28 protein-coding genes, 1 tRNA gene and 1 pseudogene are annotated in these 26,209 nt (G+C 55.9%); 9 read left to right on the plus strand and 21 right to left on the minus strand.

Annotated elements, in window-relative coordinates:
• Positions 1–58: 58 nt before the first annotated feature.
• The gene (gene panB, locus ACLGLO_RS01445) at positions 59–841 is read left to right on the plus strand and encodes a 3-methyl-2-oxobutanoate hydroxymethyltransferase (RefSeq protein WP_492129105.1); all 783 of its coding nucleotides are present in this window, start codon (positions 59–61) and stop codon (positions 839–841) included.
• On the plus strand, positions 838–1,641 hold the full coding sequence (locus ACLGLO_RS01450) for a Rossmann-like domain-containing protein (protein WP_492128637.1): 804 nt from the start codon (positions 838–840) through the stop codon (positions 1,639–1,641). The genes panB and ACLGLO_RS01450 overlap by 4 nt, the downstream gene beginning before the upstream one ends.
• A gap of 539 nt (positions 1,642–2,180) precedes the next feature.
• Here the strand turns inward: ACLGLO_RS01450 and ACLGLO_RS01455 are convergent.
• Positions 2,181–2,339 (minus strand): annotated as a pseudogene (locus tag ACLGLO_RS01455) (helix-turn-helix domain-containing protein); the annotation flags it as partial.
• Positions 2,340–2,356: 17 nt separating this feature from the next.
• Positions 2,357–3,043 carry a hypothetical protein gene (locus ACLGLO_RS01460; RefSeq protein ID WP_492128638.1) on the minus strand — a complete coding sequence of 229 codons (687 nt, stop codon included), beginning with the start codon at positions 3,041–3,043 and terminating at the stop codon, positions 2,357–2,359.
• A gap of 131 nt (positions 3,044–3,174) precedes the next feature.
• On the opposite strand from ACLGLO_RS01460, the gene ACLGLO_RS01465 reads away from it, so the two are divergent.
• The 4 genes from ACLGLO_RS01465 to ACLGLO_RS01480 all read left to right on the plus strand — a co-directional run bounded on the left by ACLGLO_RS01465 (position 3,175) and on the right by ACLGLO_RS01480 (position 6,640).
• Positions 3,175–4,080 carry an acetamidase/formamidase family protein gene (locus tag ACLGLO_RS01465; protein ID WP_492128639.1) on the plus strand — a complete coding sequence of 302 codons (906 nt, stop codon included), beginning with the start codon at positions 3,175–3,177 and terminating at the stop codon, positions 4,078–4,080.
• Between the two features lie 5 nt (positions 4,081–4,085).
• Positions 4,086–5,402, plus strand: a complete 1,317-nt coding sequence (locus ACLGLO_RS01470) for an APC family permease (RefSeq protein ID WP_492128640.1) — start codon at positions 4,086–4,088, stop codon at positions 5,400–5,402.
• 72 nt (positions 5,403–5,474) lie between these two features.
• Positions 5,475–5,867 (plus strand): hydrogenase nickel incorporation protein HypA, encoded by a 393-nt coding sequence (gene hypA / locus ACLGLO_RS01475; RefSeq protein ID WP_492128641.1) that lies wholly within the window; start codon positions 5,475–5,477, stop codon positions 5,865–5,867.
• Positions 5,867–6,640, plus strand: a complete 774-nt coding sequence (locus ACLGLO_RS01480) for a P-loop NTPase (protein WP_492128642.1) — start codon at positions 5,867–5,869, stop codon at positions 6,638–6,640. Before hypA ends, ACLGLO_RS01480 begins: the two co-directional genes overlap by 1 nt.
• On the opposite strand, the gene ACLGLO_RS01485 is transcribed toward ACLGLO_RS01480, so the two are convergent.
• The 10 genes from ACLGLO_RS01485 to ACLGLO_RS01530 form a co-directional block, all read right to left on the minus strand.
• Complete coding sequence (locus ACLGLO_RS01485) at positions 6,641–7,804, minus strand: cystathionine gamma-synthase family protein (protein WP_492128643.1); 1,164 nt, start codon at positions 7,802–7,804, stop codon at positions 6,641–6,643.
• An 84-nt stretch (positions 7,805–7,888) separates the two neighbouring features.
• Complete coding sequence (locus ACLGLO_RS01490; RefSeq protein ID WP_492128644.1) at positions 7,889–9,190, minus strand: proton-conducting transporter transmembrane domain-containing protein; 1,302 nt, start codon at positions 9,188–9,190, stop codon at positions 7,889–7,891.
• Complete coding sequence (locus ACLGLO_RS01495) at positions 9,187–10,863, minus strand: NADH-quinone oxidoreductase subunit 5 family protein (RefSeq protein ID WP_492128645.1); 1,677 nt, start codon at positions 10,861–10,863, stop codon at positions 9,187–9,189. The genes ACLGLO_RS01490 and ACLGLO_RS01495 overlap by 4 nt, the downstream gene beginning before the upstream one ends.
• Before the next feature lie 5 nt (positions 10,864–10,868).
• Entirely contained in the window at positions 10,869–11,150 is a 282-nt protein-coding gene (locus ACLGLO_RS01500; RefSeq protein ID WP_492128646.1) for a hypothetical protein, read from the minus strand.
• Positions 11,147–11,605, minus strand: coding sequence for a hypothetical protein (locus tag ACLGLO_RS01505; protein ID WP_492128647.1), 459 nt, complete (start codon positions 11,603–11,605; stop codon positions 11,147–11,149). Before ACLGLO_RS01505 ends, ACLGLO_RS01500 begins: the two co-directional genes overlap by 4 nt.
• A gap of 10 nt (positions 11,606–11,615) precedes the next feature.
• Entirely contained in the window at positions 11,616–11,972 is a 357-nt protein-coding gene (locus ACLGLO_RS01510; RefSeq protein ID WP_492128648.1) for a 4Fe-4S binding protein, read from the minus strand.
• Positions 11,966–12,943, minus strand: coding sequence for a complex I subunit 1/NuoH family protein (locus ACLGLO_RS01515; protein ID WP_492128649.1), 978 nt, complete (start codon positions 12,941–12,943; stop codon positions 11,966–11,968). The genes ACLGLO_RS01510 and ACLGLO_RS01515 overlap by 7 nt, the downstream gene beginning before the upstream one ends.
• The gene (locus ACLGLO_RS01520) at positions 12,940–14,595 is read right to left on the minus strand and encodes an NADH-quinone oxidoreductase subunit D-related protein (protein WP_492128650.1); all 1,656 of its coding nucleotides are present in this window, start codon (positions 14,593–14,595) and stop codon (positions 12,940–12,942) included. Before ACLGLO_RS01520 ends, ACLGLO_RS01515 begins: the two co-directional genes overlap by 4 nt.
• Positions 14,582–15,028: an NADH-quinone oxidoreductase subunit B family protein gene (locus tag ACLGLO_RS01525; RefSeq protein WP_492128651.1), complete on the minus strand. Its 447-nt coding sequence runs from the start codon at positions 15,026–15,028 to the stop codon at positions 14,582–14,584. The genes ACLGLO_RS01520 and ACLGLO_RS01525 overlap by 14 nt, the downstream gene beginning before the upstream one ends.
• Positions 15,021–15,350: a hypothetical protein gene (locus ACLGLO_RS01530; protein ID WP_492128652.1), complete on the minus strand. Its 330-nt coding sequence runs from the start codon at positions 15,348–15,350 to the stop codon at positions 15,021–15,023. Before ACLGLO_RS01530 ends, ACLGLO_RS01525 begins: the two co-directional genes overlap by 8 nt.
• 176 nt (positions 15,351–15,526) lie before the next feature.
• Between ACLGLO_RS01530 and ACLGLO_RS01535 the strand changes: the two genes are divergently transcribed.
• Entirely contained in the window at positions 15,527–16,027 is a 501-nt protein-coding gene (locus ACLGLO_RS01535) for a hydrogenase maturation protease (protein ID WP_492128653.1), read from the plus strand.
• Positions 16,028–16,049: 22 nt separating this feature from the next.
• Here the strand turns inward: ACLGLO_RS01535 and ACLGLO_RS01540 are convergent.
• The 8 genes from ACLGLO_RS01540 to ACLGLO_RS01575 form a co-directional block, all read right to left on the minus strand.
• Positions 16,050–16,136: transfer RNA gene (locus ACLGLO_RS01540), tRNA-Leu, on the minus strand.
• Positions 16,137–16,143: 7 nt separating this feature from the next.
• Entirely contained in the window at positions 16,144–16,809 is a 666-nt protein-coding gene (locus ACLGLO_RS01545) for an ABC transporter ATP-binding protein (RefSeq protein ID WP_492128654.1), read from the minus strand.
• Complete coding sequence (locus ACLGLO_RS01550; protein WP_492128655.1) at positions 16,797–17,495, minus strand: ABC transporter permease; 699 nt, start codon at positions 17,493–17,495, stop codon at positions 16,797–16,799. The genes ACLGLO_RS01545 and ACLGLO_RS01550 overlap by 13 nt, the downstream gene beginning before the upstream one ends.
• 32 nt (positions 17,496–17,527) lie before the next feature.
• The gene (locus ACLGLO_RS01555; protein WP_492128656.1) at positions 17,528–18,517 is read right to left on the minus strand and encodes an ABC transporter substrate-binding protein; all 990 of its coding nucleotides are present in this window, start codon (positions 18,515–18,517) and stop codon (positions 17,528–17,530) included.
• Positions 18,518–18,574: 57 nt separating this feature from the next.
• Entirely contained in the window at positions 18,575–19,483 is a 909-nt protein-coding gene (locus tag ACLGLO_RS01560; protein WP_492128657.1) for a UbiA-like polyprenyltransferase, read from the minus strand.
• Positions 19,476–20,972, minus strand: coding sequence for a UbiD family decarboxylase (locus ACLGLO_RS01565; protein ID WP_492128658.1), 1,497 nt, complete (start codon positions 20,970–20,972; stop codon positions 19,476–19,478). Before ACLGLO_RS01565 ends, ACLGLO_RS01560 begins: the two co-directional genes overlap by 8 nt.
• Complete coding sequence (locus tag ACLGLO_RS01570; protein ID WP_492128659.1) at positions 20,969–22,339, minus strand: nucleotide sugar dehydrogenase; 1,371 nt, start codon at positions 22,337–22,339, stop codon at positions 20,969–20,971. The genes ACLGLO_RS01565 and ACLGLO_RS01570 overlap by 4 nt, the downstream gene beginning before the upstream one ends.
• 53 nt (positions 22,340–22,392) lie before the next feature.
• Complete coding sequence (locus tag ACLGLO_RS01575; RefSeq protein WP_492128660.1) at positions 22,393–22,932, minus strand: SLOG cluster 4 domain-containing protein; 540 nt, start codon at positions 22,930–22,932, stop codon at positions 22,393–22,395.
• Positions 22,933–22,993: 61 nt separating this feature from the next.
• Between ACLGLO_RS01575 and ACLGLO_RS01580 the strand changes: the two genes are divergently transcribed.
• Positions 22,994–23,809 (plus strand): NAD+ synthase, encoded by an 816-nt coding sequence (locus ACLGLO_RS01580; protein WP_492128661.1) that lies wholly within the window; start codon positions 22,994–22,996, stop codon positions 23,807–23,809.
• A gap of 5 nt (positions 23,810–23,814) precedes the next feature.
• Positions 23,815–24,675, plus strand: coding sequence for a TatD family hydrolase (locus tag ACLGLO_RS01585; protein WP_492128662.1), 861 nt, complete (start codon positions 23,815–23,817; stop codon positions 24,673–24,675).
• A gap of 21 nt (positions 24,676–24,696) precedes the next feature.
• Here ACLGLO_RS01585 and ACLGLO_RS01590 read toward each other — a convergent pair whose 3' ends face one another.
• Positions 24,697–26,109, minus strand: a complete 1,413-nt coding sequence (locus ACLGLO_RS01590) for an acetate--CoA ligase family protein (protein WP_492128663.1) — start codon at positions 26,107–26,109, stop codon at positions 24,697–24,699.
• Positions 26,110–26,209 lie beyond the last annotated feature (100 nt).

Here is a 26,209-nt window from a genome sequence, read left to right on the forward strand (position 1 = left end):
AGAAAGGCAAAAACCTTCCCTTATCAATGAATAGGTGGTGATTCCTATAAGCGAAAAGATGACCGTCAGGAAGTTCTTGAAGAAGAAGGAGCTGAAAGAGAAGATAGTCATGATAACCGCGTACGATACTCCATTCGCCAGGGCAGCGGATGAGGCAGGCGTTGATTCAATACTTGTTGGAGATTCCATGGCCATGGTAGTTCTTGGAATGGAGAACACCCTGCAGATAGGCCTGGAGGAGATGATAGAGCACACGCGGGCAGTGGCTAGAGCAAAACCCAGAGCGCTCATCGTGGGGGATATGCCTTTCATGAGCTACGAGATTGGCCCTTCAAAGGCCCTCGAGAGCGGGGCCCAGTTCGTGAAGGCTGGTGCAGATGCCGTCAAGCTGGAGGGAGGAGAGGAGGTGGCCGAGCAGATAAGGGCTCTCGTCAGGGCAGGGATCCCAGTGATGGGGCACATAGGTCTCACGCCCCAGAGGTTCCTCAGGCTGGGGGGATACAGGATGATAGGGAAGAGGAGAGAGGAAGAAGAGCAGCTCTACAGGGATGCCGAAGCTGTTCAGGAAGCGGGTGCTTTCTCCATCGTTCTGGAGTATGTGGTCTCGGACATAGCGAAGAGGATAACCGAGAAGCTCAGCATACCTACAATATGCATTGGAGCGGGCCCCCACTGCGATGGGCAGGTCCTCGTCCTCCACGATGTCCTCGGGCTCACGCCCCAGCCTCCCCCATTCGCGAAAAGATACGCGGATCTCTACTCGATAGCCCGCGATGCGATATCGAGATACGCTAACGAGGTGAGGAGAGGAGAGTTCCCCTCTCAAGAGCACTACAGGTGATCTGTGAAGGCATTGAGGAGGGGATAACTGTGGAGCGGAGCGTCATGGAGGAGATCTTCGAAGAAGCTCTCAAGAGGTCCGGAGGGCAGAGGATAAGGAGGGCTGTTGTGGGGGCGAGCTACACATACGTTGAACTGGACGACGGAGGGGCTGGAGTATCTTACACAAACAGAGATGGGGGGATGTCTTTCGGACTCCCAGGAAATCTGGATGGGATGAGGATCGAGGATGCTCTCCAGCTCCTCCTCTCGGGCCGCGGTCTGGAGGTCAGCTTCGGGCTCGCAGCCGCAAACGCCCTCGTCAACAGGCCGAGGGGGGAGCTCACGGAAAGGGATGCATTGATTGAGGAGGAGCTCGAGCCGAATGATGTCGTCGTCCTCGTAGGGTACTTCCCTTCATACATAAGGAGGCTCAAGGACAAAGTTAAGAAAGTCTACGTTCTGGAGCTGATGGAGGTTGCCTCGAAGGATGCCGAGGTCTATCCCTGGTGGGCATATTCGAAGCTGTTCAGAGAAGCAACCAGGCTGTACATAACCGGCACTACAATATCGAACCACACAATAAACTACATCCTTCCAGCTTCTAAGCACATAGCCCACAAGTTCATACTTGGCCCCTCATCTCCAATGATTGATCATCCCTTCGAAAAATACGGCGTCGAGGGGATCTGCGGGAGTTTGGTGCTGAACAGAGAGCTCTGCTACAGGATCGTCTCCCATGGAGGAGGAGCTAGGGAGATGTTCGACAGGGGGTGCCTCAGGAAGGTCTTCCTACCACTGAGGAAGAGGAATACCTTCTGAAACAGTTTCGCTTTTTATAGGTATTGATGAGCATCTATGCAAGCCCATGAGCATACAAGCTTACTAGATTTCGACACGATGAAGACGGCGAGGTGGATGAGCACCAGATGAATTCGTGTTCGGTGAGGGGGAGTTATGAAGAATAATACCTCTCGCAGTCAAGCTCGAAGGATTCCATGGGTGATGTACGCCTGTGTAGGTTAATCGAAGCCTACGCAGGTGCAAACCCTAGCTCAAGGATGCTGAGAGAGCCTATGAATAGCCTTTGCTTTTCGCACTGAGGAATCACGTGAGCGTTTCCTCTCTCACGGTACTTTTAGTTGGTTTCCGATACTTTTAATTTCGTGAGAGGGGTTAGCCCTCGGTGCGATATCATAAGCTTCAACCGCACCCCATGGAGCTCCGTCGAGGGCAACGCCACAGCCCTCCCATTTGAGTTTAGGTATTTGAGCCCAATGTTTATGGCTCCAATTAAGTCTCTATCAAGTCCATTTCCAGCTTTCATCTGCTTGTTCAACTGCTTCCAGCTCTTTCTACGCTCCTCTGATGAGCCTCTCATATTCTGATTCTGGGATGTACCATCTGCCATGAATATTAACAGCCCTGATTTTTCCCTGCTTAATCCACTTAATAACAGCGCTGCGGCTTACACCAACAGTTCTAGCGAACTGGCTCAGCTTGTAGAGCTTCTCTACCATACCTCATCAAGTATTTACTAGCATTTAGAAGTAATTAAATTTATCGAAAAATTGGGAACAGCCTTTCTCCTCTTCCTTTCTGCAGCCTCAATGACCTCGCTGAAGAGCTGAGATTTCTCGGGCCTGTACTTCATCCTCCTCCTCAGAAACTCAGCCATTTTCCTCAGAACTTCGTCTGCAGGCTCAGCGAACTTTCCGTACCCCTCCTGAACCGCTTCGAGGATCGAGTCCAGGGCATTCTCAGCTCCGCTGCCTCCAGAAACCATCACCAGTGCCGAAGTTGAAGCGAGGTCTACGAGGTCCTTGATTTGATCTTCTCCTCCATTCACAATGATTTTTGCCTCCTCGAAGTCAACCCCGTAAATCCTCGATCCACCGAGTATGAAGTTCCTAGGGTTGCAGTCCCCCTTGGCCAATCCTGCGAAGTGCAGTTTCCTCAGCCACTCTGAAGCCGAAGCCACGCCATCGAGAAAGTGCTCCCCAGATAGATCCGAGAGAAGGTCGCCGCTGATGTACTCCAGGTATAGCTCGTTCGCCTCAGCTCTGAAGTCCAAAACTGCGGGAACATCGAGCTTTCCCTTCAAGTAGCTCAGGGCTTCGAGCTCCCTGAGGAAGGCCTTTCTGCTGCGGAACTGCTTCCTGACAATCCGGTTCCCTCCCTCTTCCACCAGAAAGACGGAATTTTTCCTGCTGAAAAGCCTCAAGAGGCTCACCGATCCGAAGTCTTCGAGTTTTTTAGAATTTTTTAAAATGAGAATTTATTTGCTTATCTGAAAAAAGAAAATGAAATTTATTAAAAACGATAAGGAGAGAAATGCCGTAGGGTGTAACAACGGTGGTTCAAAGATTCGACTCCTCCAGAGTCTTCTATAAATTCGACCCAAATCTGCAGCCCATCGGAAGAGTGGAGCCGGGAGAAGAAGTAGTGCTTGAAACAAGGGACTGCTTCTCGAACCAAATAAGCGATGAGAGCCAGAAGCTCGCTTCGATAGACTTTTCGCAGGTGAATCCGGCGACCGGCCCGATATTCATTGAGGGCGCTGACCCCGGAGACGCTTTGGCCGTCAAGATAAAGAGGATAAAGACATCCGAGCAGGGTCTTGTAGTAGCAATTCCTGGAGAGGGCTTCCTCGGAGAAGATGTTAGGGAATCGAGGATTAGGAAATGCGTGAAGAGAGGGGACTTTGTGGAGCTCGGAGGCGTTAAGGTACCATACAGACCCATGATCGGAGTGATTGGAGTGGCTTCCATAGAGGCTCAGCCCACGGGAGTTCCAGGGAGGAATGGAGGGAACCTGGACACCAAGTACATAACAGAGGGTGCTATTCTCTACCTTCCCGTTGAGTTCAGCGGAGCCCTCTTCGGTCTCGGAGATCTCCACTCTGCCATGGCCGATGGAGAGATCTCCGTCTCGGGCTGCGAAGTCAAGGGAGAGGTGACGGTGGAGTTCGAAGTCTTGAAGAACCTCTCCCCTCCGTGGCCTGTCCTCGAGTACCGAGACGGCCTCTACCTCATAGTCTCAGCTGGAAGCCTCGAAGAATCGCTGAAGGAAGCAGCCAGATCCATTGTCAAGGCATTTTCTGCTGCCTTCGGGCTGGACTGGCACGATGCTTACCTGCTCTCCAGCCTGGCGGCCGACATCCAGATAAGCCAGCTGGTGGATCCGAAGAAGACCGTCAGAGTCTCGATCCCCTCAAGCTTGATGGACGCTAGAACATTCCTCTCCGCCCTCAAGAGGTGAGAAGCGTGAGCGAAGACAAGCAGGGAAAGGAGCAGCTGAAGAGAGTTCTGAGGATGAGGGACCTGATAGCCTTCGCAATAATGACCATGGTCCCCATAGCTCCCATGGGGATCTACGGAATCGTAGCTATGCTCAGCAGGGGCCACGTCCCGCTGTGCTATGCTCTCGGAGCTGTAGCGATGTTCTTCACGGCGTGGGGCTATGGTCAGTTCGCTCTCAGGTTCCCCGAGGCCGGTTCTGTTTACGCATATGTTAGGGAAACGCTCGGGCACAACATCGGGTTCCTGGCGGGATGGCTGATACTGCTCGACTACGTGCTCATACCGGCCCTCGTAATATTGGTATCTGCTCTCTGGCTGGAAGCCCTGACTGGTATAAGCCTCATAGTGTGGGCAACAATATTCATAGTGTTCGCAACGGTCCTCAACGTGCTCGGAGTCGAGCTCACAGCAAAGGCTTCAATGGCGCTTTTCCTCTTCGAGGACTTCGTGCTGGTCGCTTTTGTGGCAGCAGCCATCTACAAGGTCGCCACAGACCCGTCGCTCAGCTTCACCTTGGCTCCTTTCTACAACCCATCGGAGTTCTCCTGGGGTGCCGTTCTCTCGGGAACTTCGGTGGCTGTCCTGAGCTTCCTCGGATTCGACATAATGACGACTCTGGCGGAAGAGACGATCGAAGCTAGGAAAGTTGTCAGCAGGGCGGTGATACTGGTGATCCCGATAATAGCTTCAATGTTCATCCTGCAGACGTACCTAGCCGCTGTCGTTCATCCTGGCTACTCCTTCGATTCACCAGACGTTGCGTTCTTCTACATAGCTGAGGAAGCTGGAGGAAGGCCCATCCAGCTGCTGACCCTCATAGGAACTGTTCTTGCCTGGGGAGTTGGAGATACGCTGGCGGCGCAGGCAGGAATATCGAGAGTTCTCTTCTCAATGGGCAGGCAGGGGCACCTCCCGAGGTTCTTCGCCAAGGTTCATCCGAAGTACAAGACTCCATACGTCTCAACGATAATCGTTGCTCTGATAACGGCCCCCCTCGTCTACCTGCTGACGCTGAAGGACCTCTCCTCCGTGGTCAACTTCGGGGCCCTGAGCGCATTCGCTGTCATGCACATAGCACTGGCCTACCGCTTCATAAAGCTGGAGAAGAAGACGCTGCTATCGCTGGTTCCGTTCGTTGGCTTCCTCGTCACAGCAGCAATCTGGTACGGTCTCGACATATATGCCAAAGAGCTTGGCTTCGCCTGGCTCGCTGTGGGAATAGCATATCTGGCCTACATCACGAGAGGCTTCAAGGTAAGAACCGTTATACCGATCGAGTGATTTTTCCTTCTGCTGAAAAAGCACATGCTTTTTTATACCTTCCCTTCTAAATGATTACGGGAGGTTGGAGGATTGGTTCACGAGTGGGCACTGGCTGAGTCCATTGCAGCTCACCTTTCCGAGAGGCTGCAGGACAGGAAGGCTAAGAGAGTTGTTCTGAGCGTTGGGAGGCTGCAGTCCATAGACCTCGATGTTCTGGACTTCGCTCTGAGGGAGCTGCTTAGACAGTTCAGCGTAGATGTTGGGGAAATAGAGTACAGAACATCGGAAGCCGAGCTGGAATGCAGGGTGTGCGGCTACAGGTGGAAGCTCCTCCCGGAGGAGCTGGGGAGCGATGTTTCCGAGATGATCCACTTCATTCCGGAGGCCATTCACTCCTTCGCATCCTGTCCGAAGTGCGGCTCCAGGGACTACGAAATAGTGAGCGGGAGAGGAGTTTACATAGAGGAGGTGGAGCTGGATTGATGGGGGATGCGAGAGAGAGCATAATTCCGAGGAGGCTTGAGCAGGTCTCAACCATTCTCCCCATCATGAGCTACAAGGGGGGAGTGGGAAAAACCACGGTCTCCTCCCTCCTCTCCCTCAGGCTCGCGGAGCTCGGCTACTCTGTTGGCCTCCTCGACCTCGACTTCACAAACCCCAGCACCCACCGAATTCTGGGTCTAAATGTGGAGCACATGTCCTTGAGAGAGGAGAAGGGTGTTCTCCCCGCTGATGCTTTGGGAGTTAAGCTGATGTCGCTTGCCTTCTTCACAAAGGAAAACCCTTCTCCTCTCCGGGGAACTGAGCTGAACGAAGTATTCAAGGAGCTCCTCGCCGTAACCATATGGGGTAAGCTGGACTACTTGATCGTCGATATGCCTCCGGGCCTCTCGGACGTGACCCTGGACTTCATGAAGTACATGAGATCGAAGTCCCGAGCCCTCATCGTGAGCGCCCAGAGCATACTCTCCATAGTCCCAACGCTGAACCTCGCCAGGCTGGCTGAGGAAGCGAAGATAAGCGTCCTTGGAGTCGTGATAAACGAGGGAGTGGGCAGCCCAGCAGTCTCCAAAGAGGTGGAAAAGGCCTATGCGGAGAGGGGGCTAAGGGTGATAGCAACAGTTGCTAGAGATGAGAGGCTGGAGCTGGCATTCGGGAATCTGCCCATGCTGAAGAGATCATCAGCATACTCCTCGGTGAAAGAACTGGCTGACCGGGTGCTCAGCCTCCTGAAGGAGCCCCGGACCTCAGGCTAGTCACCTGAGCGCCTGGTCGAGATCCTCCTTCAGATCTTCCACATCCTCGAGCCCGACGGAGAGCCTGAGCAGGTTTTCTCCTATACCCAGCCTTTCTCTCTCCTCCGGCGGAATGTACTTAGATGCAGAGATGACCGGATAAGTCAGCAGGCTCTCCGCTCCGCCGAAGCTCGGAGATGGTATTATCAGCTTCACGCTCCTCAGAACTTTCAGGGCTTCCTCCTTTCCTCCCTTCACCTTGAAAGAAACGACGCCCCCGTAGAGCTTCCTCTTGAAGAGCCTGTCCGCTGTCTCGCGGTAGGGGCTGCTGCTCAAACCAGGGTAGAATACTTCCTCGACCCTGGGGTGCTCGGAGAGGAACTCGGCAACTGCCTGAGCGTTCCTCGAGTGCGCCTGGTAACGAACGTGAAGGGTCTTGACCCCCCTCTGGACGAGGAATGCCTCCAGAGGTTGCATTATCGTTCCGGTCAGCTTCCTCCACTCCCAGAGCTGAGCTATTTCCTCCCTCTTCCCAGAGACGAACCCTCCTATCACGTCGTTGTGGCCAGCGATGTACTTCGTTGCGCTCTCGACAGCAAAGGATGCGCCGTCGGAGAGAGGTGTGTAGACGACGGGAGAAGCCAGCGTGTTGTCGACGATGAGGAGTGCCTCCCTCTCTCTGCTCACCCTGGCAAGCTCCCTCACATCTATCACCCTGAGTGTCGGGTTCGTGACCGTTTCAACTACTGCGATGTCTGCCCCCCTCTCGATCGCCTCTGCTACAGCCTCCGTAGAGGGCCACACCTTCACAATCCTGAAGCCGATCCTCTCCGAGAGAGCTTGGAGGAGAGCTATTGTTCCCGAATAAGCTTCGATGGGAACAGCTACGCTGCTTCCGGGCTTCAGCTTCGAGAGGAACAGAGCTGTCAAAGCCCCCATGCCGCTGTTGAATGCTAGCGAGTCCTCCCCCTCCTCCAGCTCCGCCAGAACCTTCTCAAGGTACCTGGTAGTTGGATTCTCCTCCCTCGAGTACTTGAGCTCCCTCTCTCCCTCTATCGACCCCGTTTCGCCGCTCTCTCTGTTTGGCTGCTCGAACATCGAGGTCAGGTATATGGGGACCATTCTGGAGCCGAACTGATCGCCGTGGAACTTGTGGCCGTGGATGGAAGCTGTTTCCTTCCTCACTGCAACCAGCCTCTTTTTATCTCACGCAGAGCGGCCTACTAATAAACTTTAGTATAGAGAGACTAGGGAAAAACCGGCTCCCAGCTAGCCGAGGAAGTAGCTCACAATGTAGGACTGCAGCGGGGAGAGGAGAAGCGATAGAGCGAAGAAGAGGAGCAGAAGGATACCGAATGCATCAGTTGCGCGCTCCTCTCTACCCTTGCTTGGAGCAGCAGAATAAGCATAGATTATTTTGAAGGCATAGCCCGATGAAATGAGTATGGCTGTGAAGTAGACGAGAGCTGCGGCTTTCCAGAGCACCGTGCTTGAGAAGGTCCCGAGGAATATGAACAGCTCGCTCCAGAAGCTGAGGAACGGGGGAAGCCCCAGAAGAGCGAGGGCTCCTCCTATTGCAGCGAACTTGTAGGCTCCCTTCATCGCCCCCAGGTCGCTTATTTTGCTTCCCCCCAGCCTGCTGAGAGCAGCGAAGGCAACTGCTATCAGCGAAGCCTTCGGAATTTCGTGTGCTACAATGTGGAGGAGGGAGTAGTCTCTCGCCAGAGCTGTCCCCACCGACAGTCCCATTATCATGTACCCTATGTGCGACAGCGTGCTGTAGGAGAGGAGCAGCCTCAGGTCGTTCTGCGCTATTGCCGAGAGGGAGCCTATGATGGAGCCCGCGAGGGCGAGGAATGAGACCGCTGCTGCTATGGGAGCGCTGGTCGAAGCCACAGTTCCCACTATGTATACGGAAGCAGGAAGGAGGGAGGATACTTCGATGCCCAGAAGGAGTGGAGGCATTCCGACATAGACGCTAGGGAGCCACACGTACATGGGGAAGAGGGCAGCCTCTGCTCCGAAGCCGATGCTGATGAGCGCTTTGGAGAGGAGGCTGGAGCCGCTAAGGAGCTGGGGGAAGAGAAAAGTGCCCGATTCCCCTGCTGCCATTATCAGGCCCATTAGCCCAATTACTGAGCCGGGGAGGCATATCACCGCATACTTCAGGGCTGCAGCATAGCCTTCCTCTCTCCTGAATATACCCAGAGCCCCTATCATCAGCACAGCTATCGCTTCCCAGTAGATGAACAGCCTGAAGGCGCTTGTTGTAGACGTCAGCATTATGGAGATGCCGACGAAGTAAGTTCCCAGCAATGATAGGAGATCCCTCCTCTCTGCCCCCTCCAGCTCGCTTCCCACCAGCATGAATATGAGGGTGATGCTCGAGAAAAAGCCTATGAGCCCAGGAACCCCTCTGCTGCCGTATGAGAGGTAGGCGAGCAGAACTGCTGCTGCGGAGGAGAACGCTACCAGAACGGTTTGCCTGATCCTGCCTGCTGCTGCGTAAAGGACGTACGAGATTATCGTATATGCCAGCATGACAACTGCCGCGCTGGTTTCCAGGTTCATTGGAGCACCACCACCAGAATCAGTATTATGAGGAGGACAGCTATCATCCCGCTTATCCCCTGAGAAGCTTTATCTCTGTTTACCTTGGAAGCAAGGGACGAGAGGCTCCTCGAGAATAGCTCTCCAGTTCTGTTGTAGAGAATGTCCAGGCCGAAGGAGCTCTCGAGCACCTTCCTGACTCCATGCCCAGGAGAAAGGGGAATTTTCGGAATCAGGAGCGCAACCGCTATTCCCAGGAGCACACTGAAGAAGGGGAGGGCCTCGATTTCGAACCCTATGCTCTCGGCGCCGAAGTATTCTGCGAGGAATGAGGTCGGCAGATATGCTGCGAGGGTCATTGCGAGGAGGGCGAAGTTCGTTCCGCTCATGATGGGAGTTCTCTCAAGCTCTTCTCCTCTCTCCCCTCCGCCCAAGAACGAGACCGCAAACGGCCTCATTATGAAGAGGGAGAGGAAGAAGGAGAGGGTGCCTGCTATGAGATAGCTGAGAGCTGGAGGAATGTGGAGGGGAAGCACTGCGAAAATCTCCTCCTTGACCAGCCCTGCTGCCAGCGGAGGGAGGCCAGCAGCGCTGAGCGCTCCTACGAGGAATTCGGCTGTCTCCAGCTTCATGCCCTTCCCCCAGAGCCCCTTCAGCTTAGTGATGTCCCTCGTGTGGAATGTGTGCTCTATCTTTCCTGCTGTGAGGAACAGGAGGGCTTTGAACAGAGCGTGGTTGAATAGGTACAGAACCGCAAGGTAGAACTGGCCCATGCTCAAGGCGAGGAACATAAGTGAGAGGGAGCTCAGGGTGCTGAAGGCCAGTATCCTCTTCAGATCCATGGAGACCAGTCCTGCAAAGGATGAGAGGTAGAGTGTAGCGAGCGAGACTGCCAGCAGGAGGAAAATGCTCTCTCTGCTCAAGCTTATCAGCGGGTAGAACCTCAGCATGAGGTAGACGCCTGCCTTGACCATTGTAGCAGCATGGAGGAGGGCGCTCACCGTTGTGGGACCCTCCATCGCATCTGGGAGCCAGGTGTGGAGGGGGAACTGGGCTGACTTCCCCATAGCAGCAAGAATAAGCAGCGGGGCGAACGGGAGGAGGATGCGGAGGTAGTCACTCTCAGAAATGATCGAGGGGATCTGCGAGGCCCCGTAGTACAGCGCGACTGCTGCGAAGGCCATCAATCCTATATCTCCGATCCTCGTCATCACCAAAGCTTTCACTCCTGCCCTCCTGGCGCTCTCCCTATCCCACCAGTACCCTATGAGCAGAGCGCTGCAGACTCCAACCAGCTCCCAGTTGAACAGGAGGAATACTAGGTCCGAGGAGAGGACGAGGTTGAGCATCGCTCCTATGAAAAGAGAGATCAGAGAGTAGTATCTTGTGTAGTCCTCAGCTTCTCTCATATACTCAACGCTGTAGAGGGCGACGGCAGTCCCGACCAGGCTGACCACGAAAGAGAAGAATATGGAGAGCCTGTCGGCAAGAAGGGTTACGTGGGGGATGAGCTTAAGCTCAAGGGGAGGAGAGTTGCTGAGCATGAGGAAGGATGATGCAGCGAGAGAAATAGCAGAGGATAATATGGTGAGAAGTTCCGCTGCTCTCCTGTGCTTCCTGAACATGAGGATCAGTGCGGAAGCCAGGAATCCGTTCAGTGATAGGACAAGAAGCATGTTCTCTGCAAACCCCATAGCTATCACCTGGAGGAGCTCCTCAGCTCATCGAAGTCTTCCACTTCCCTCCTCTTTGAGAGGACGATGAGGAACGATATGAGGGCAGCTTCAGATATCCCTGCCGCACCAGCCACGAGGACTACTGAGTAGTAGGGAAGGCAGCTCACTGCCAGCAAATAGACGGCTCCGAGGGAGGCGGAGATCATTCCGAGTATGAGGCGGAACAGGCTCCTGTAGGTCATTATTGAAGCTATCCCAGATCCGATGAACATAACCGAAATTGCGAATGAGAGCGGATCGATCACTTCTCGGCACCTCTGAAAAGAACCAATATCACGGAAACAGCCATGACGAACACAGCTGCAAGGGCCAGCGCATCCTGAGGAGAAGCAGTGGCGGTTCGTACTGGAAAGCAGGGCACTGCTGCCAGGGGGGAGCTCTTTCTCAAAGCAGCTAAGAACAGCAGCGATGCCATCGCGGGGACGAGAACAATGCTGAAGATCCTCCTTGAAACGGAAACCGATGCTTCCCTCCTGCTCAGAAGGGCGGTCGAAGCATACGTGAGTGCGGTGAGCCCCCCGCTGTAGATGAGGACTATTGCCAGCCCCACCTTAGGCTCTGCTCTCTCGGCAAGAGAGAGGCCAACGAGCAGGGAGCTGAAGAGGAGGGAGACTGCGCTGTGGGACCACTTCTCGGATGTGAGGGCATAGAGCATGAGGATGAGGCCTGAAACGCTCAGAGCATCTGCGAGGATGTCCAACCCTTCCACCTCACTTGATTATCACTATCGGCTCCAGGTCCTTCCTCATGACGATGGCCCCCTGCCTGCAGACCTGAGAGCACAGACCGCAGTATATGCACTTCGCATAGTCGAAGCTGGGGTTCTTAACATCAACCACCCTGTTCCCAAGCGTCCTCTTGCCTCCCGGAACCATCGATATGGCTTGAGATGGGCAGGAAAGGGCGCAGAGGGAGCAGCCGATGCACTTCTCAGGAATGAGCGCGGGGATCCCTCTCGATGCATCGCTGAAGGCCTTCTCCGCCTCCTCCGAGGGCAGGGTCTCGGGCTTCGAAAAGAAACTCTTGAGAGCCTCCTTGAGTGTATTCGCTCCCTTAGCTGCTACCATAATCCCATCCTCCAGAGAGCTAAAAGAAGAGACTGAAGGACGAGGAGGGAGGAAAGCGGGAGCCCCAGCCTCATCGGGAGCAGGATGCTCCTCACCCTCACTGCTACCCCTTCAATGAATGCCAATAGCAGCACTAGAAGCAATGCCTTCAAGATGAAGTAGACGGGCCAGAGAATGGGGAGCTGGGAGGCGAGCGGGCCGCTTCCTCCTCCAAGGAATAGAGCTACTATCAGGAAAACGCTCAGCGCATAGTCCATGTCCTCCGAGAGCCTCATGAAAGCGAGAGTCCTCCCGGAGAGCTCGCTCATCCATCCCGCCGCGATCTCCTGCTTGGCATGCGGCAGATCGAAGGGGGGCTTTTCAAGCTTTGCCAGCAGCGAGAACAGGGCGACTGAGAAGCTGATGGGCTGGTAAACTATGATCGGAAGGGAGGAAAGCTGGTATGCGACTATGTCAGCAATGGTTGCTGAGCCCACCTGCAGGAAGACGAGGGCGAAGCTGGCTAGGAAGATCATTTCGTAGAGCGAGTACTGCACTATGAGCCTGCTAGTCCCAACGACAGTGAACGGGGTTCTCACAGCCATGCCGGCGAAGAGGTAGGATAAAGAGGTCAGGGCGAAGATCACCAGCACAGCCAGGAGGTCACCGTCGAACTTCAGGAGGGGGGATGTGGAGATGAAGGGGATGTGGAGGAATCCGTAGGTGAGTAGGGTCACCCCAACTATCGGGGCTAGCCTGTAGAGGACCACTTCAGCCCCCTCCGGGAGGACTTCCCGCTTGCTCAGAAGCTTGGCGAAGTCGTAGAACGGCTGAAGGATCCCCCATGGTCCAGAGAAGAGGGGGCCCACCCTCTTCTGGATCTTTGCGAGCGCTTTCCTCTCTAACCACTCGAAGATGAAGGAGACGAATGCGAAAGCTACCCCAAGCAGCAAAGAGAATACCGCAATCTGGACGAGGCTGCTGTTGCTCACAGGGGACACCCCAGGCTAACCCCGGATGGAGCTGCCCTCGGGAGCCTGACGGAAATGGGATCGCCCTTCCCGGGGTAAACGATGGCTCTGTCCTCGCAGCTGAAGCAGGGGTCGATCATCGTGAGTATGAGGGGGACGTCGGCGAGCGTGTAGCCCTTCAGAGCTTCGGCCGCGAGGACAAGGTTGGGAAGCGTGGGAGTCCTTATCTTCACCCTGTAGGGGTTCTTGGCCCCGAGCTTCCCCCTCACGTAGTAGAAGAGCTCGCCTCTCGGCGGCTCCGTCCTCGCCATAGCCTCTCCATCCTTCGAAGTTCCCATGAAGAATGCCGAGGGCACGGGATTTCCTCCAGGCATCTTCTCCACGAGCTGCTGTATTATTCTTATTGACTCGAACGTCTCCTTTACCCTCACATTTGCTATGCTCAGGACATCGCCCCTCTTCTCAGTAACGACATCGAAGGTAAGCTCGGGGTAAGCTCCATAGGGCTCCGCCTTCCTGATGTCGTAGGCTATGCCCGCCGCCCTCAGGACGGGCCCAACGGCGCCCGATGCTACAGCGAGGTCTGCGTGGTAAACCCCAATGTTCTTCGTCCTCTCAGCTATCGGCTCATACGACATTACTGCTTCAGATATTCGCCTGAACTCCTTCTCGAACTCGGCTATCTCCCTCTGGACTATCTTCAGCTTCTCATCTGAGACGTCGTACCTGACTCCCCCGATGGTTATGAAGGACTTGTTAACCCTGTTCCCCGCTATCATCTCTAAGAGCTTCATCACCCTCTCTCTCGCGGACCAGAGCCACATGAACATGGAGTCGAAGCCAGCCCAGTATCCAAGGAGGCCTATCCAGAGGGCGTGGCTGTGGATCCTCTCCAGCTCAGCCACTAGTGTTCTGAGGTACTCAGCCCTCATGTTCGGAGATATGCCAAGAAGCTTCTCAACAGCGAGGGTGTAGGTCCAGGAGTGGTGGAAGCTGCATATCCCGCAGACCCTCTCTACGAGGAACAGAGCCTGCAGGAAGGTCCTGTTCTCGGCGAGCTTCTCTATCCCCCTGTGGACATATCCTATCCTCGGCCTCGCCTCAACTATCCTTTCACCGTCAAGCGCTATGGCGAAGTGCTCGGGCTCCTTGAGGGCTGGGTGGTAGGGGCCGAAGGGCAGTATGACGAGGCTCTCCACGCTGTGCCTCGAGGATCCTGTAACTGGTATGGCCGGAGAAGGAGGCTCCATCTGTGAAACGCTGTCGAGGATCTCGTGGAGCTGCTCCAGCGAAACAGTCTTGAGGAGCGGAGGAGGAGCGGTGCTTGGATAGCTGTCAGGGAGGAGGAGCCTCGAGCCGGGGAGGGGGTGGTTGAGGAACTCGACGCCGAACATGTCCCTCACTTCCATCTCGTAGATGTAGGCCCCCTTAACAACGCTGCTTATGCTCTCTACGGCTCCCCCTCTCTCAGGAAGCGTGACGAGGAGGTGCTTCATCTCCCCGCTCCAGCTGCTGAAAGAGTAGAGGAGCTCTATATTTGATCCTGCGTGAACGGCCGTTATCCCCATGAAGTGGGGGTACCTCTGCTGCACTGCCCTGGCAGTCTCTGGAAGCGTCTCAGGAATTGTGGCTGCTACAGAAGGATCCTCCTTAGATATGCTAACGGCTCCCATCTTCTCCTCCTCCAACTTTGCCCTCATACAGCTTTTTCAGAGTTGAGTATATGATCCTCGGATTAGGGGGGCATCCTGGGATGCATATGGGGTTCTTGATCACCTTGTCGACTCCTCCGAGTACGTTGTAGCCTCCCCTGAACACTCCTCCGCTGCACGCGCAGGTGCCAACAGCTATCACGATCTTAGGCTCCGGCATCTGCTCGTAGATCATCTTGAGGGATGCAGCAGTCTGCCTGGTCACGGGACCTGTGACGACCAGGACATCAGCATGCTTGGGAGAGGAGGTCAGAACTGCCCCCAGCCTCTCTATGTCGTACTTCGGGGTTAGAGATGCTACAACCTCGATATCGCATCCGTTGCATCCTCCGGAATTGAAATGGAAGAGCCACGGGCTCTTCCTCACGAGCTTCAAAGATGATCTCTCACCCACTCCGCTCCTCCTCCATATAGGTGTAGTAGCCAAGGACGACTGCTATGAGGAAGGCCGAGAAGAGGAGGATCGTCCACGCAGTGGCATTCACAAAGAAGAGCGCCACAGTGAGGGACTCTGCCGCCAGGAGGATGGAGAGGAATACGATCATGTCGGAGACCTGAGCGAACTGCTTTCCATTGTAGGATATCCCAGCCGTGTATGGAGATGCCCCCTTGCTTGTCCTGAAGAGGGGAGCCCTGCTGCTCAGCGCGTAGACTGCGCAGAACACGGCCCCAATGAGCACGACTGACAGCATCTCGGCCTCTATCTCTGAGGGCAATTTAATCTCCTCAATTTTCGGTTTATTTTTCAATTTTATAAGTTTTTCTATGTAAAAATTGAAAAAAGTGAAAATATTTTCTTCTATTAAAAAGCCATACAACTATTTCAATAATAATTGTGCATAATGATGAAATCTTTAAATGCGCCGCCTCTCAACACTTACAACGATGCGGATTGAAAGAGATATCTCCCGAAGAGCTTGCCGAGAAGCTCACTTCTCTCTCCAGAACGGGAAGAGCTGCTGTAGCCTGCATTGGAACAGAGCTCCGCTCCGACGATGTTGCAGCCCTCAGGCTCTGCGACCTCATAGATGAGGCTCTCGGGGGAGTCCGCACCGTAAGGTGTCTGGGAGGCCTCGAGAGCTGCTTCTCAGAGATTGCCGTGTCTCATGCGGAGGTGCTCCTTGTTGCCGATGCCCTCCTTGTTGAGGGCTCTGAGGGAGGCAGGATCTTTCTCCTCTCCCCAGATGAGCTTGAAGCCGAAGCGGTTCTCTGGTCCCACAGGCTCCCCCCAAAGCTGATTATCGATCTTCTGAGGAGGACCTCATCAGTGAAGGACGTTGAAATCCTGGGGATCGCGATTGCTGACCTCTCCGTCGGGGAGGAGCTCTCTGTTCCCCTCAAGAAGCTGATGGTGAAGCTGGAGGAAATCCTGAAGGCCTCGAGAGCTGGGTGATCTTTCCTTCAGAGAAGTAAGCTGGTGCGGGGGGTGGGATTTGAACCCACGCAGGCCTTCGCCAACGGATCTTAAGTCCGCCCCCTTCGTCCAGCTCGGGCACCCCCGCCCATGAATCAGAAGATGTCTTCCGGTGATATATCTCTATCTTTCCAGCTTATCTCCCTGACCACCCTCGCCGGCCTGTGGCTGAGCACCAGAGCTCTGTCGCTTATCTCCCTGAGCTCTCCGAGCTGGTGGGAGACTATGAGCATGCCCATCCTCCTCTCTTCCCTAAGCCGCTTGAGAGCTCCGTGGAGGGATCTTATCGAGCTCACGTCCAGCCCGGTATACGGCTCATCGAGGAGGAGGACGTCTGGAGAAGTTATCAGCGACCGTGCCAGCGCAGCCTTCCTCGCCGTGCCGCCGCTGACCTCCCTTATCCTCTTGTCCAGGTGCTCCTCTATTCCGAGGAGGGAAGCGAGGGACTCGAGCCTCGACCTCGACTCGCCGTCATCCATCCCTGAGAGCCTGGCTGCGAGCAGGATGTTTTCCCTCAGGCTGAACCAGGGCAGCAGCATGTTCTCCTGCGGGGTGTACCCTATCCTCCCCCTCACCTCAACTCTGCCTGAGTCCTGCTCTATTATCCCAGCGATTATCCTGAGCAGCGTGCTCTTCCCGGCACCGTTGGGACCGACTATGCCGAGGCACTCCCCCCTCCTGAGGGTGAAGCTTATTCCCTCTATGACCGGATACCCATTGAAGCTCTTCCTCAGATCCTCTACGATTACTAGCTCATCCAACTCATCGACCACCTCTCCAAGCGCCTCAGCACAGCGAGATCGAGCAGCATCATCAGGGCAATGAGCATAATGCTCCATGCGAAGACTCCCCCCTTGTTCCCCAGGTCGTAGCAGTAGACCAGCATGTACCCAACTCCCCCGCTGCTGCCGAAGGCCTCCGCAACGACGCTTATCCTCAGAGCGCTCCCCACAGCCGCCCTGCTGCCGCTCACTATGTAGGGGAGCGATCCAGGCAGGATGAAGTACTTGAGCAGTTGAGCTCTCTTTGCCCCCATGACCTTGGCAACATCTCCGTACTTCTCCAGAACCATCTTGGATCCGCTGAGAGCGAGGGTGAGGAGGATTGGGTAGGAGGTCGCTGCGACTACGGAGATCGGGGGAGCTGAGCTCGTGAGGCCGTATATGAGGAGGAATATGAGCGCCCAGACGAGGGCGGAGACGCTCTGGATGAACGTGTTGAGGGCCTCTATGAAGGCCGCAAGTTGGCTGCTTGAGTAGTAGAGGATGAGTGAAAAGACTGTGAGGAGGAGGGAGAGCAGGTATCCCATAGCTGTGTTGAAAAGAGTCTTCCCAACATTGGTGAGAACTGCGCCGAGACCAGCGCTCTCGAAATACAGTGCAACCTCACCAGGGCCCGGGATCGATCTCGGGAAGAGCCTGAGCAGGAGGGCCCAGGAGAGCAGCACTGCTACAGAGAGGTAGATCCAGCCCAGCAGGCTCAGCTTGCGCTGTAGAATGCCTGATCACCTATGCCAGAGGGATCCTGGGAGAGGTAGCCTCCCCTCCAGGCGAGAGCCCACGCGCTCCTTATCCCCTCCCTTACCGTGGAGTTCAAGCTGTTGTCGAGGATGGTGACCCTGCTGTAAAGGTAGGATGCCTCTTTCTCGTTCAAGCCGTAGAGGTCTTCCAGCATCTTCTCAATAGAGGCGGAGCTGCTGCTCCACATCTTCACCGCATCTTCCCTCATCGAGAGGAAAGCGCTGACCTTCTTCGGATCGGCTGTGAAGTTCTGGGAAGCGACCCAGACCAGCATAACGGGGAGGCCGGAAGAGCTGGAATCCCTCCACAGCTGCTGGAATGTGGCTAGAACAGTGAAGTTGTATCCCTCCACCCCAATCGAAACGAAGGGCTCCCAGACCACAGCAGCAGCGCCGTCTCCCCTGGAGAGGGCATCTAGGATGGCCCCAGGCGGAGAGTTGATGCCAATAACATCACCGCCACCCTGCTGGGAGTCGGAGACGGTCATGTTGTATATAATCTTCATGTAGGCCTTGAACATCATGTAGCTCCCCGTCGAGAGGAGGGAGATCACGCTCTTCCCCCTCAGCTGCTGCAGCGATGCCACATCCCCCCTGCTCAGGACGGCCTGGTTCTGCAGCATCTCCGGAGCAATTATCTTCACTGGGATCCCGCTCTGGATGAGCTTCGCTGCCATCTCAGTTGGTATGACGGCAACGTCTATATCCCCCCTCTCGATCGCCGCAAGTATGTCGGTCGTCTTTTCAAACCTGTAGACCTGGAGATTAACTCCCTCCTTGGAGCTCAGGTTGAAGTACTGCATCTCGTCCAGTGTGCTTATGCCTCCCTGGAGCGTTCCAGCCCTTATCAACATGCTTCCTCCGCTCCCAGCCGAAAGATGATAGGCTGCAAGTGCAGCAGCAATAACTGCAGCAGAGATCAGGAGAACTGCGAGGGCTGTCCTGTTCATTTCCACACCCCACCGCGCATTTCACAAGAAAGGTAAATTTTTCTTTCTATATACTGCTCAGAGAAGGACTTTCAGAGCTGCATCTATCAGCACCCCAGCGCTTACCAATATCCCGAGCGCCAGGTTCATGTTGAAGGCCTTCGGTATGTTTTTCAAGCTCCTCGCGGCCATCGCTTCCTGCACAGCCATAATCGCCCCAGAGGCTGCAGCCGAGATGAGGGATGCCGCGCCCAGCCTGTATGCATAAACAGCTGCCGTGAAGAGAGCAAAAGCTAAGGAGTAGAAGGCCGAGGAGAAGGCCAGAGCTCCTCCAACTCCAAACCTGCTGGGTATGCTCCCCAGCTTCTCCTTCCTGTCGTACTCGACATCCATTATACTGTACAGCGTGTCGAACCCCGCAACCCAGAATGTGACGCCCCCTAGGTAGAGCCACGGGACGCTCCTGAGCGCTTCGAAGAGGGATCTGACCCAGCCCCCCGAGGCAGCTATGGCACCCCCGAACACAACGAGGCCTAGGCTCAGCCCCAAATGGATGTGGGGGAATGGGTGGAGCCTCTTAGCATAGGGGTAGCTCATGGCCACAGCATAGAGAAGGGGAGAGAGGGCAAAAGCATATGCATTCAGCAGGAATGCGGAGAGGAAGTAGAGCAGGGATCCTGCAAGTACAATGACCCAGGCATCCCTCAAGCTCAGGGCCCCAACTACGAGGGGCCTCCCTGCAGTCCTCGGATTCCTCCTGTCTATCTCCAGGTCAGCTATGTTGTTGAAGGCCATCCCTGCGCTGCGCAAACCGAAGACCGCAAGGGTTGCAAGTGCAACAGTCTTCGCTGTGTATGGATAGCCCGAGAGGACCATCCCAACATATGCGAAGGGCAGGCTGAACAGCGTGTGCTCGATCCTTATGAGCCTCAGCGCTGCTTCAAGCCTGCTCCTCCTCGAAACCCTCCCGGGATCCCAGCTACTCACGGAACCTTTCTGCCCCCTTCCAGATGCTTGGAAGCTTTGAGAGCACAGCCTCTATCCTCCTGAGGACCTCTCCGTCCTCTTCGAGGATTTCAGGCCACTCTCTTCCCTCCCTCTCCTCGGGCAGCTTCCTAGTTGCATCTATGCCCAGCTTGCTTCCGAATGAGCGGTTGGTGTTAGAAGGGTCGAGGGCATCGCTGTGGCTCCCCTCCAGTATGACGACATCCCTCTCAGGGTTGACGTTCGAGGAGACGGCCCATATGACCTTTCCAACATCCCCGGGATCTATGTCGTGGTCGACGACAACTATGATCTTGGTGAGGGAGCTCTGCCCCAGACCCCATAAGGCTGAGATCACCTTCTTGGCGTGTCCAGGGTACCTCTTCCTGATGGAAACTATGAGCATTCCCTGGAAGACCCCCTCCGGAGGGTAGTTCAGCTCCACGATCTCGGGCAGCAGGAGCTTCAGCAGCGGCTTGAAGATCCTCTCGACCGCCTTCCCCATCACCGCATCTTCCAGTGGGGGAATCCCGGTAACGCTCCCGTAGTATATTGGGTCGCTCCTGAAGTAAACCCTGTCTACTTCGAGGACAGGGTACTTCTCGCTCGGTTTGTCGTAGTAACCCCAGTGATCCCCAAATGGCCCCTCGCTCGAGAGCTCCCTCAGCTTCGCCCTCCCCTCAATCACGACCTCAGCGTTTGAAGGGACAGGGATCCCGTTTGGGAGCTCGAGCAGCTCAACCCCCCTTCCCCTCACAGCTCCAGCGAAGAGGACCTTGTCGATGGGGTAGGGGACCGGGGAGACGGAGGCGAGCATGGTGCCTGGATCGCTCCCCATAGCAACTGCCACGGGGATCTCCTCAGCTCCCCTCTCCAGCGCAGCTGCTTGGGCGAGAGCCCCCCTCTTGTGGATCTGCCAGTGCAGCACCCCTCTCCTCCCATCGAGGATCATGATCCTGTAGACACCCATGTTGACAACCCCCCTCTCCGGATCCCTGGTGATAACCATGGGGAAGGTAGCGTACCTCCCCCCGTCCTTGGGCCAGGTCTTGAAGAACGGGATCCTGTTCAGCGGATCTCTGCTCCCATCTAGGAAGTTCTCCAGAAATGGAGCCTTAGAAGTCCTCGAGGGGAGGTACTTCGAGAGCCTCAGCAGCTCCCCCGCAGCCTTAACCTTCTCCGATAGAGCATGGGGAGGCTGGATGAGGGCCTCAGGAATGAACCTCTCCCCTATCTCCTCGAGCCTCTCGACTGAGAGGGCCTCCCTCACCGTCCGGAGGGAGAGGAACAAGTTCCCCGCAACCCTCCATCCCTCGAACCCCTTGATGTTGGTGAGGAGGACAGCTGGGCCTCCTGAGTACATGACCTTCCTCAGGAGAGACGGTATTTCGAGCTCGGGAGAGAGGGGGTCCTCGATCCTAGCGAGCTCCCCCCTCTTCTCCAGCCACTCCAGGTAGCTCCTCAGATCTCTGAGGGGGTCCAAGGTCTTCACCCCCTCCCCGCAGAGGGCTCCCTCAGAGGTATTCCTGGGGCTATGTAGTAGAAGAGCTCAGCCTCCTTCCTCCCGAGGAATATGTGCCTCCCGTCCACTATGACTGGGGTCCTCATCTCTTCCCTCAGCTTCGCGAGATCGAGCTCCCTGAACATCCTGTGATCCGCAGCAACGATGAGGGCATCGGCACCCTCGAAGCTTCCTCTGAAGGGCTCGAGGCCGAACCTCTCTATTTCAGCGCTGCTGTAGTAGGGATCCATGACCTCAACTCTGCTCCCCCACTCCATGAGCTCCTGCGCAAGGGGGATCGAGGGGGAGTTAACGTGCTCCTTCACGTCCCCCCTGTAGCTCAGGCCCAGGACCACGAGCCTCGACCCCTTCATTGCCCTCCCTGCAGCGTTCAGGGCCCTCAGCGTGAGCTCAACCATGTGCAGGGGCATCATCTCGTTTATCTCCCTTGAGAGCCTTATCAGCCTGGCCAGCTCGGGGAACTGGTTTATGAGGAACCAGGGGTAGACGGGGATGCAATGACCTCCGACCCCAGCCCCAGGCCTGTGGATGTGGCTGTAGGGCTGGGAGTTCGCCGCCTCTATTATCTCTGCAGCGTTGAGCCCAAGCCTCTCAGAGATCATCGCCAGCTCGTTGGCCAGGGCTATGTTGACATCTCTGTAGACGCCTTCGAACACCTTCACTGCCTCTGCCGCCCTTATGCTCGAAACCGGTATGACCCCCTTCCTGTTCACTGCGCTGTATATCCCAATGAGCGGCTCCAGCGTTTTCCTGTCGATCGCCCCAATGATCTTCGGGTAGCTCTCCGTTATGTCCTTCACCACCCTCCCGCTCATCGTCCTCTCAGGAGCGTGGGCGACTCCGAACTCCTCCCCAGCTTTCAGGCCCGAGAGAGCTTCAAGCCTGGGGATGTAGCTCTCCGTGGTTCCGGGAGGCAGCGTGGTTTCAGTGACAACTATGGATCCCCTCCTCAGCCCCCTTCCAACCTGCTCCACAGCCTCATCCATGCTCCTCAGCTCCACCCCCCTCCTCGAGGCGTAGACAGGGACTATTATTATGGAGAGATCGCTCTGCGAAGCAGCCCATGCTCCATCCGCTGTAGCAGTGAACCTCCCATTCTCAAGAGACCTCCTGAGCATCTCGTCTATCTGGGGCTCAAATGGATAGGGGTTCTCCCCCCTCATGAGCTTTGAGACCAGCTCCTCGTTCACGTCAACGCCTATGACCATCGCCCCCCTGTCCGCAAATACTAGGGCTAAAGGAAGGCCCATCTTTCCCAGGCCGAAGACAGAGATCGTTATCCTCCCCTCGAGCAGCATCCTCGAGGCCTCTTCCCTCGAAAGAGAAAGCAGAGGCAATTTTCCCACCACTCCGCGCTTCCCTTCTGTGAAACAGGAGTATATTTGGTTATCTAGGAGCGCTTCTTCCTGAGCAGGTGCTCCTCAGCTGCCCTGGCTGCCTCTTCCCCCTTCTCTGCATACTTAAGCACGCCGCCCTTCCTCGGATCGACCTCCCCTTCTCCCAGGGCCCTCTCGAAGGCATCGGTGAGGAGGCCCGCCCCCCTCAGCACGACTGCGAGCTTCCCCATTGAGAGCGCATTGAATATCTCCGTCGCTGAGCCGAGGCCTCCTCCGAGGCAGAGGAGCATGTCCCCAGACCTCACCATGATCACGTTCCTGTTGGTGAACGTTGTCCCAGCCCTTATCTTCAGGACTTCCTCCGGGATTCCCTCCTCCTCGTACTCAAGGGGAAGGACCATTGCGACGCTCCTCTTCCTGGAGAGCAGGAGGTCAGCTGCATGCTTCATGAGGCCTCTGTAGCCCCCGAGCAGGTAGAACGAGACCTTCCCCTCCATGGCAGCATCGAACTCCTCGAGGAACTTCAATGCTTTCTCTCTGTGCTCCCCTGAGGGCTCCGAGCTGAATGCGGAGATCGCGACCGAGATCTTCAAGCCTGAGCACCACCAGCTCTCTGTTCACTGAAGCGATAATTTTATCTTTTGCAGATGGAGAATGAGCAGGTGGAGAGAGCGGAAGATGAGCTCATACCCTCCAGACATCGACTACGCAGCAGGAGCCGAGAAGATAGCGAAGTGTGCGGCCGACTACCTCATCTCATCTGGAAAAGAAGGGTACGTTTTGGGGATAAGCGGAGGCCTCGACTCGGCCCTCACAGCCCACCTCCTCGTAAAGGGGGTTGGGAGAGACAGGGTCTTCGGCCTCATCCTCCCCGAGAAAGAGACTCCCCCCTCAGACCTCGAGGATGCGAGGTTTGTGGCGGAGAGCCTCGGCATCAGGTACTTGGTTGCCGACATAACCGATGCTGTGGAATCTATACTGAGGATGTTCGGCTTCAGCTACGATAGCGCGGAGAAAACAGCGAAGGGGAACGTGAAGGCGAGGGTGAGGATGGCATCCCTCTACTTCTACGCGAACACCAGGAACCTCCTCGTCGCGGCAACGAGCGACAGGAGCGAGTTCCTGCTCGGCTACTTCACAAAGTGGGGGGACGGAGCTGGAGACATATACCCGATAATCTCCCTCTACAAGACCCAGGTGAGGAAGATGGCGAGGGCGATTGGAATAGACGAGAGGATAGCTGGAAAGCCGAGCTCCCCCGGCCTCTGGCCCGGGCAGACCGCAGAGGGAGAGCTCGGGATGAGCTACGAGGAGCTGGACAGAATACTCTACCTCCTCGTCGACAGGCAGGAGCCGATAGAGGAGGCCTCATCCATCCTGGGAATCCCGAAGGAAAGGGTTGAGCAGGTCTGGAAGAGAGTAGTATCAAGCTCTCACAAGAGGTTCAAGCTGGCCTCCTGCGGAGTCTGAAAGAAATGAAGCGCTCCATTTTCTCCGACTCCCACTCCCACTCCAACCCCCTGAAGGGGATGGGGGCGAGGAGGATAGCTGAGGCATTCGCGAAGGAAGGGGGGTGGTTCATAGCCTTCATAATGCTGCCTTCCTGGGACTACCTCGGCCAGCCGCTCTTCGACCTAGACAAGTACGAGGAGCTGGTCAGGCTGCACTCGAGGGACTGCAGAGAAGCAGCATCCTCCAGGATCCTAGAGGTGAGGTGCTTTGCGGGCCTCCACCCAGCCGAGATAGATAAGCTCATAGAGCTTGGGAAGAGCCCAGGAGAGGTTAGAAGCTACGCCCTCTCGGCGGTGAAGAAGCTGGAGTCCTCCTGCAGGAGCGGGGAGATAGACGGCATAGGAGAAGTTGGGAGGATGCACTACAAGGTCCCTGTGCACTCGGCCCTCATTGCGCAGGAGGTGCTCGAGGCCGCTGCCGAAGCCGCGAGGGACAGCGGGTGCCCAATGCAGCTCCACCTCGAGCAGGTCCCTGGATTCACAGCGGAGAGCATCTCGAGGCTGGCGCAGAAGCTCGGCATGAAGAAGGACTCAATCATCATCCACCACTCTACTGTAGCCGTCTCGAAGGAGGCGGAGCAGCTGGGCCTCTGGTCGACAGTCCTCGGGAGGAAGGAGGTGATCTCCGCTGCGCTGAGAGAGAGGGGATCCGAACTCCTCCTCCTCGAGAGCGACTTCATAGACGACCCGAGCAGGCCGGGAAAGGTCATTTATCCGTGGGACATAGCGAGATCCCTTTCCTCCCTCATAGAAAGCGGGGAGCTGAGCGAGGAGGAGGCCGAAAAGATCTCGGTTGACAACGTGAAAAAGTTCTTCGGGATCTGAAAAGAAATGCGGGCTTCAGCTTCAGAGGGACTCTGTCTTCCCAGACCTGTAGAGGGCGTATCTGTAGAAAGCTGCCATCGATGACACTGCTCTCTCGGGAATTGGGTAGCTCGGTATCCCCTCAGCATCCAGCATCCTCGCTGCCTCCCTCGTCCTCTCCCCTCCCAGCATGACCACGTTCACAGGCTTCTTCTTCACGTTGTGCTCCTTCAGCGTCTTGGCTATCCTCTTGGCGAGCTCAATGGGATCCAGGAATGCCACTTCGCAGTACATGATGACTGCTCCAGATATCTGATCGCTCTCCAGCGCCGTCCTGATGGCTCCCTCGTAGCTGTCAGCCGAGGCCTGCCCCGTCAGGTCTATCGGGTTGTTCGGTGACCCGAACCAGGGCATGCTCTTCCTGAACTGCTGCTTGAGCTCCTCGCTCATTTCAAGCAGCGGCAGGCCGTTGGCCTCTGCTGCATCCGTCGCCATCACCCCCATCCCCCCTCCGTTCGTTATTATCACGAACCCCTTACCGCTCAGCTCGAAGGAGTCAACGCTTGCCATCATCTTGGCCCAGTCAAAGAGCTGCTCGACATCGGAGGCCCTCAGTATACCTGCCTGCTTGAATGCTGAAGCATAGGTTGCATCGCTCCCGGCCAGGCTCCCCGTGTGGCTCGCTATGGCCTTCGTCCCCCTCTCCGACCTCCCAGCCTTCAGGGCGATTACAGGTTTGCTCCTGGTCACCTTCCTGAACTCGCTGAGGAAGCTCTGCCCCTTCCCCGAGGATATGCCTTCCAGGTACATCGCTATGACCTTTGTGTTCTCGTCCCTCTCGAAGAACTTGGCGAGGTCAACGGGATCCAGATCCGCCATGTTGCCGAGGCTGACTATGGAGGAGAGGCCTATGCCCTCCATTGCTGTCCAGGCCATCAGCGCTATTCCTAGGGCTCCGCTCTGCGTCAGGAAAGCTATCTTCCCCTTGAGAACCTTCTCCGGCCCGAATGTTGCGTTGAGGTTGGTGGGGGTGTAGACCACTCCGAATATGTTGGGGCCCAGTATCCTCACGCCGTGCTTTCTCGCTATCTCAACAACTTTCTCCTCGAGATCTGCCCTCCCCGTCTCCTTGAACCCCGAGGTTATTATCGAAACCACCTTCACGCCCTTCCTTCCAGCCTCCTCAACGACTTCTGGAACCTTGTCTGCTGGGACAGATATCACCGCGTGGTCCACTTCATCTGGAATATCGAGGAGGCTGGGGTAGCTCGGCACACCCATTATCTCCTTGGCATCGGGATTCACTGCATAGACCTTCCCGCTGAAGCCGTTGGCGAGGATGTTCTTCAGGATCGTCCCCCCTATCTTAGAGGGGTTCCTGCTCGCTCCAACAACAGCTATCGTTCTCGGCCTGAACAGCTTCTCGATCTTCTCCAACTCCGTTTCAGAGCTCATGCGGACCAACTCCGGCTATTTTAAGTTTGATGCCCACGCAAGTCGAAAATAGCTGATCATTAAGAAAGCCCGCGGAGATTATATAATTTTCTTCAGAGCT

This window comes from Fervidicoccus sp. SLHALR4 (assembly GCF_058692745.1).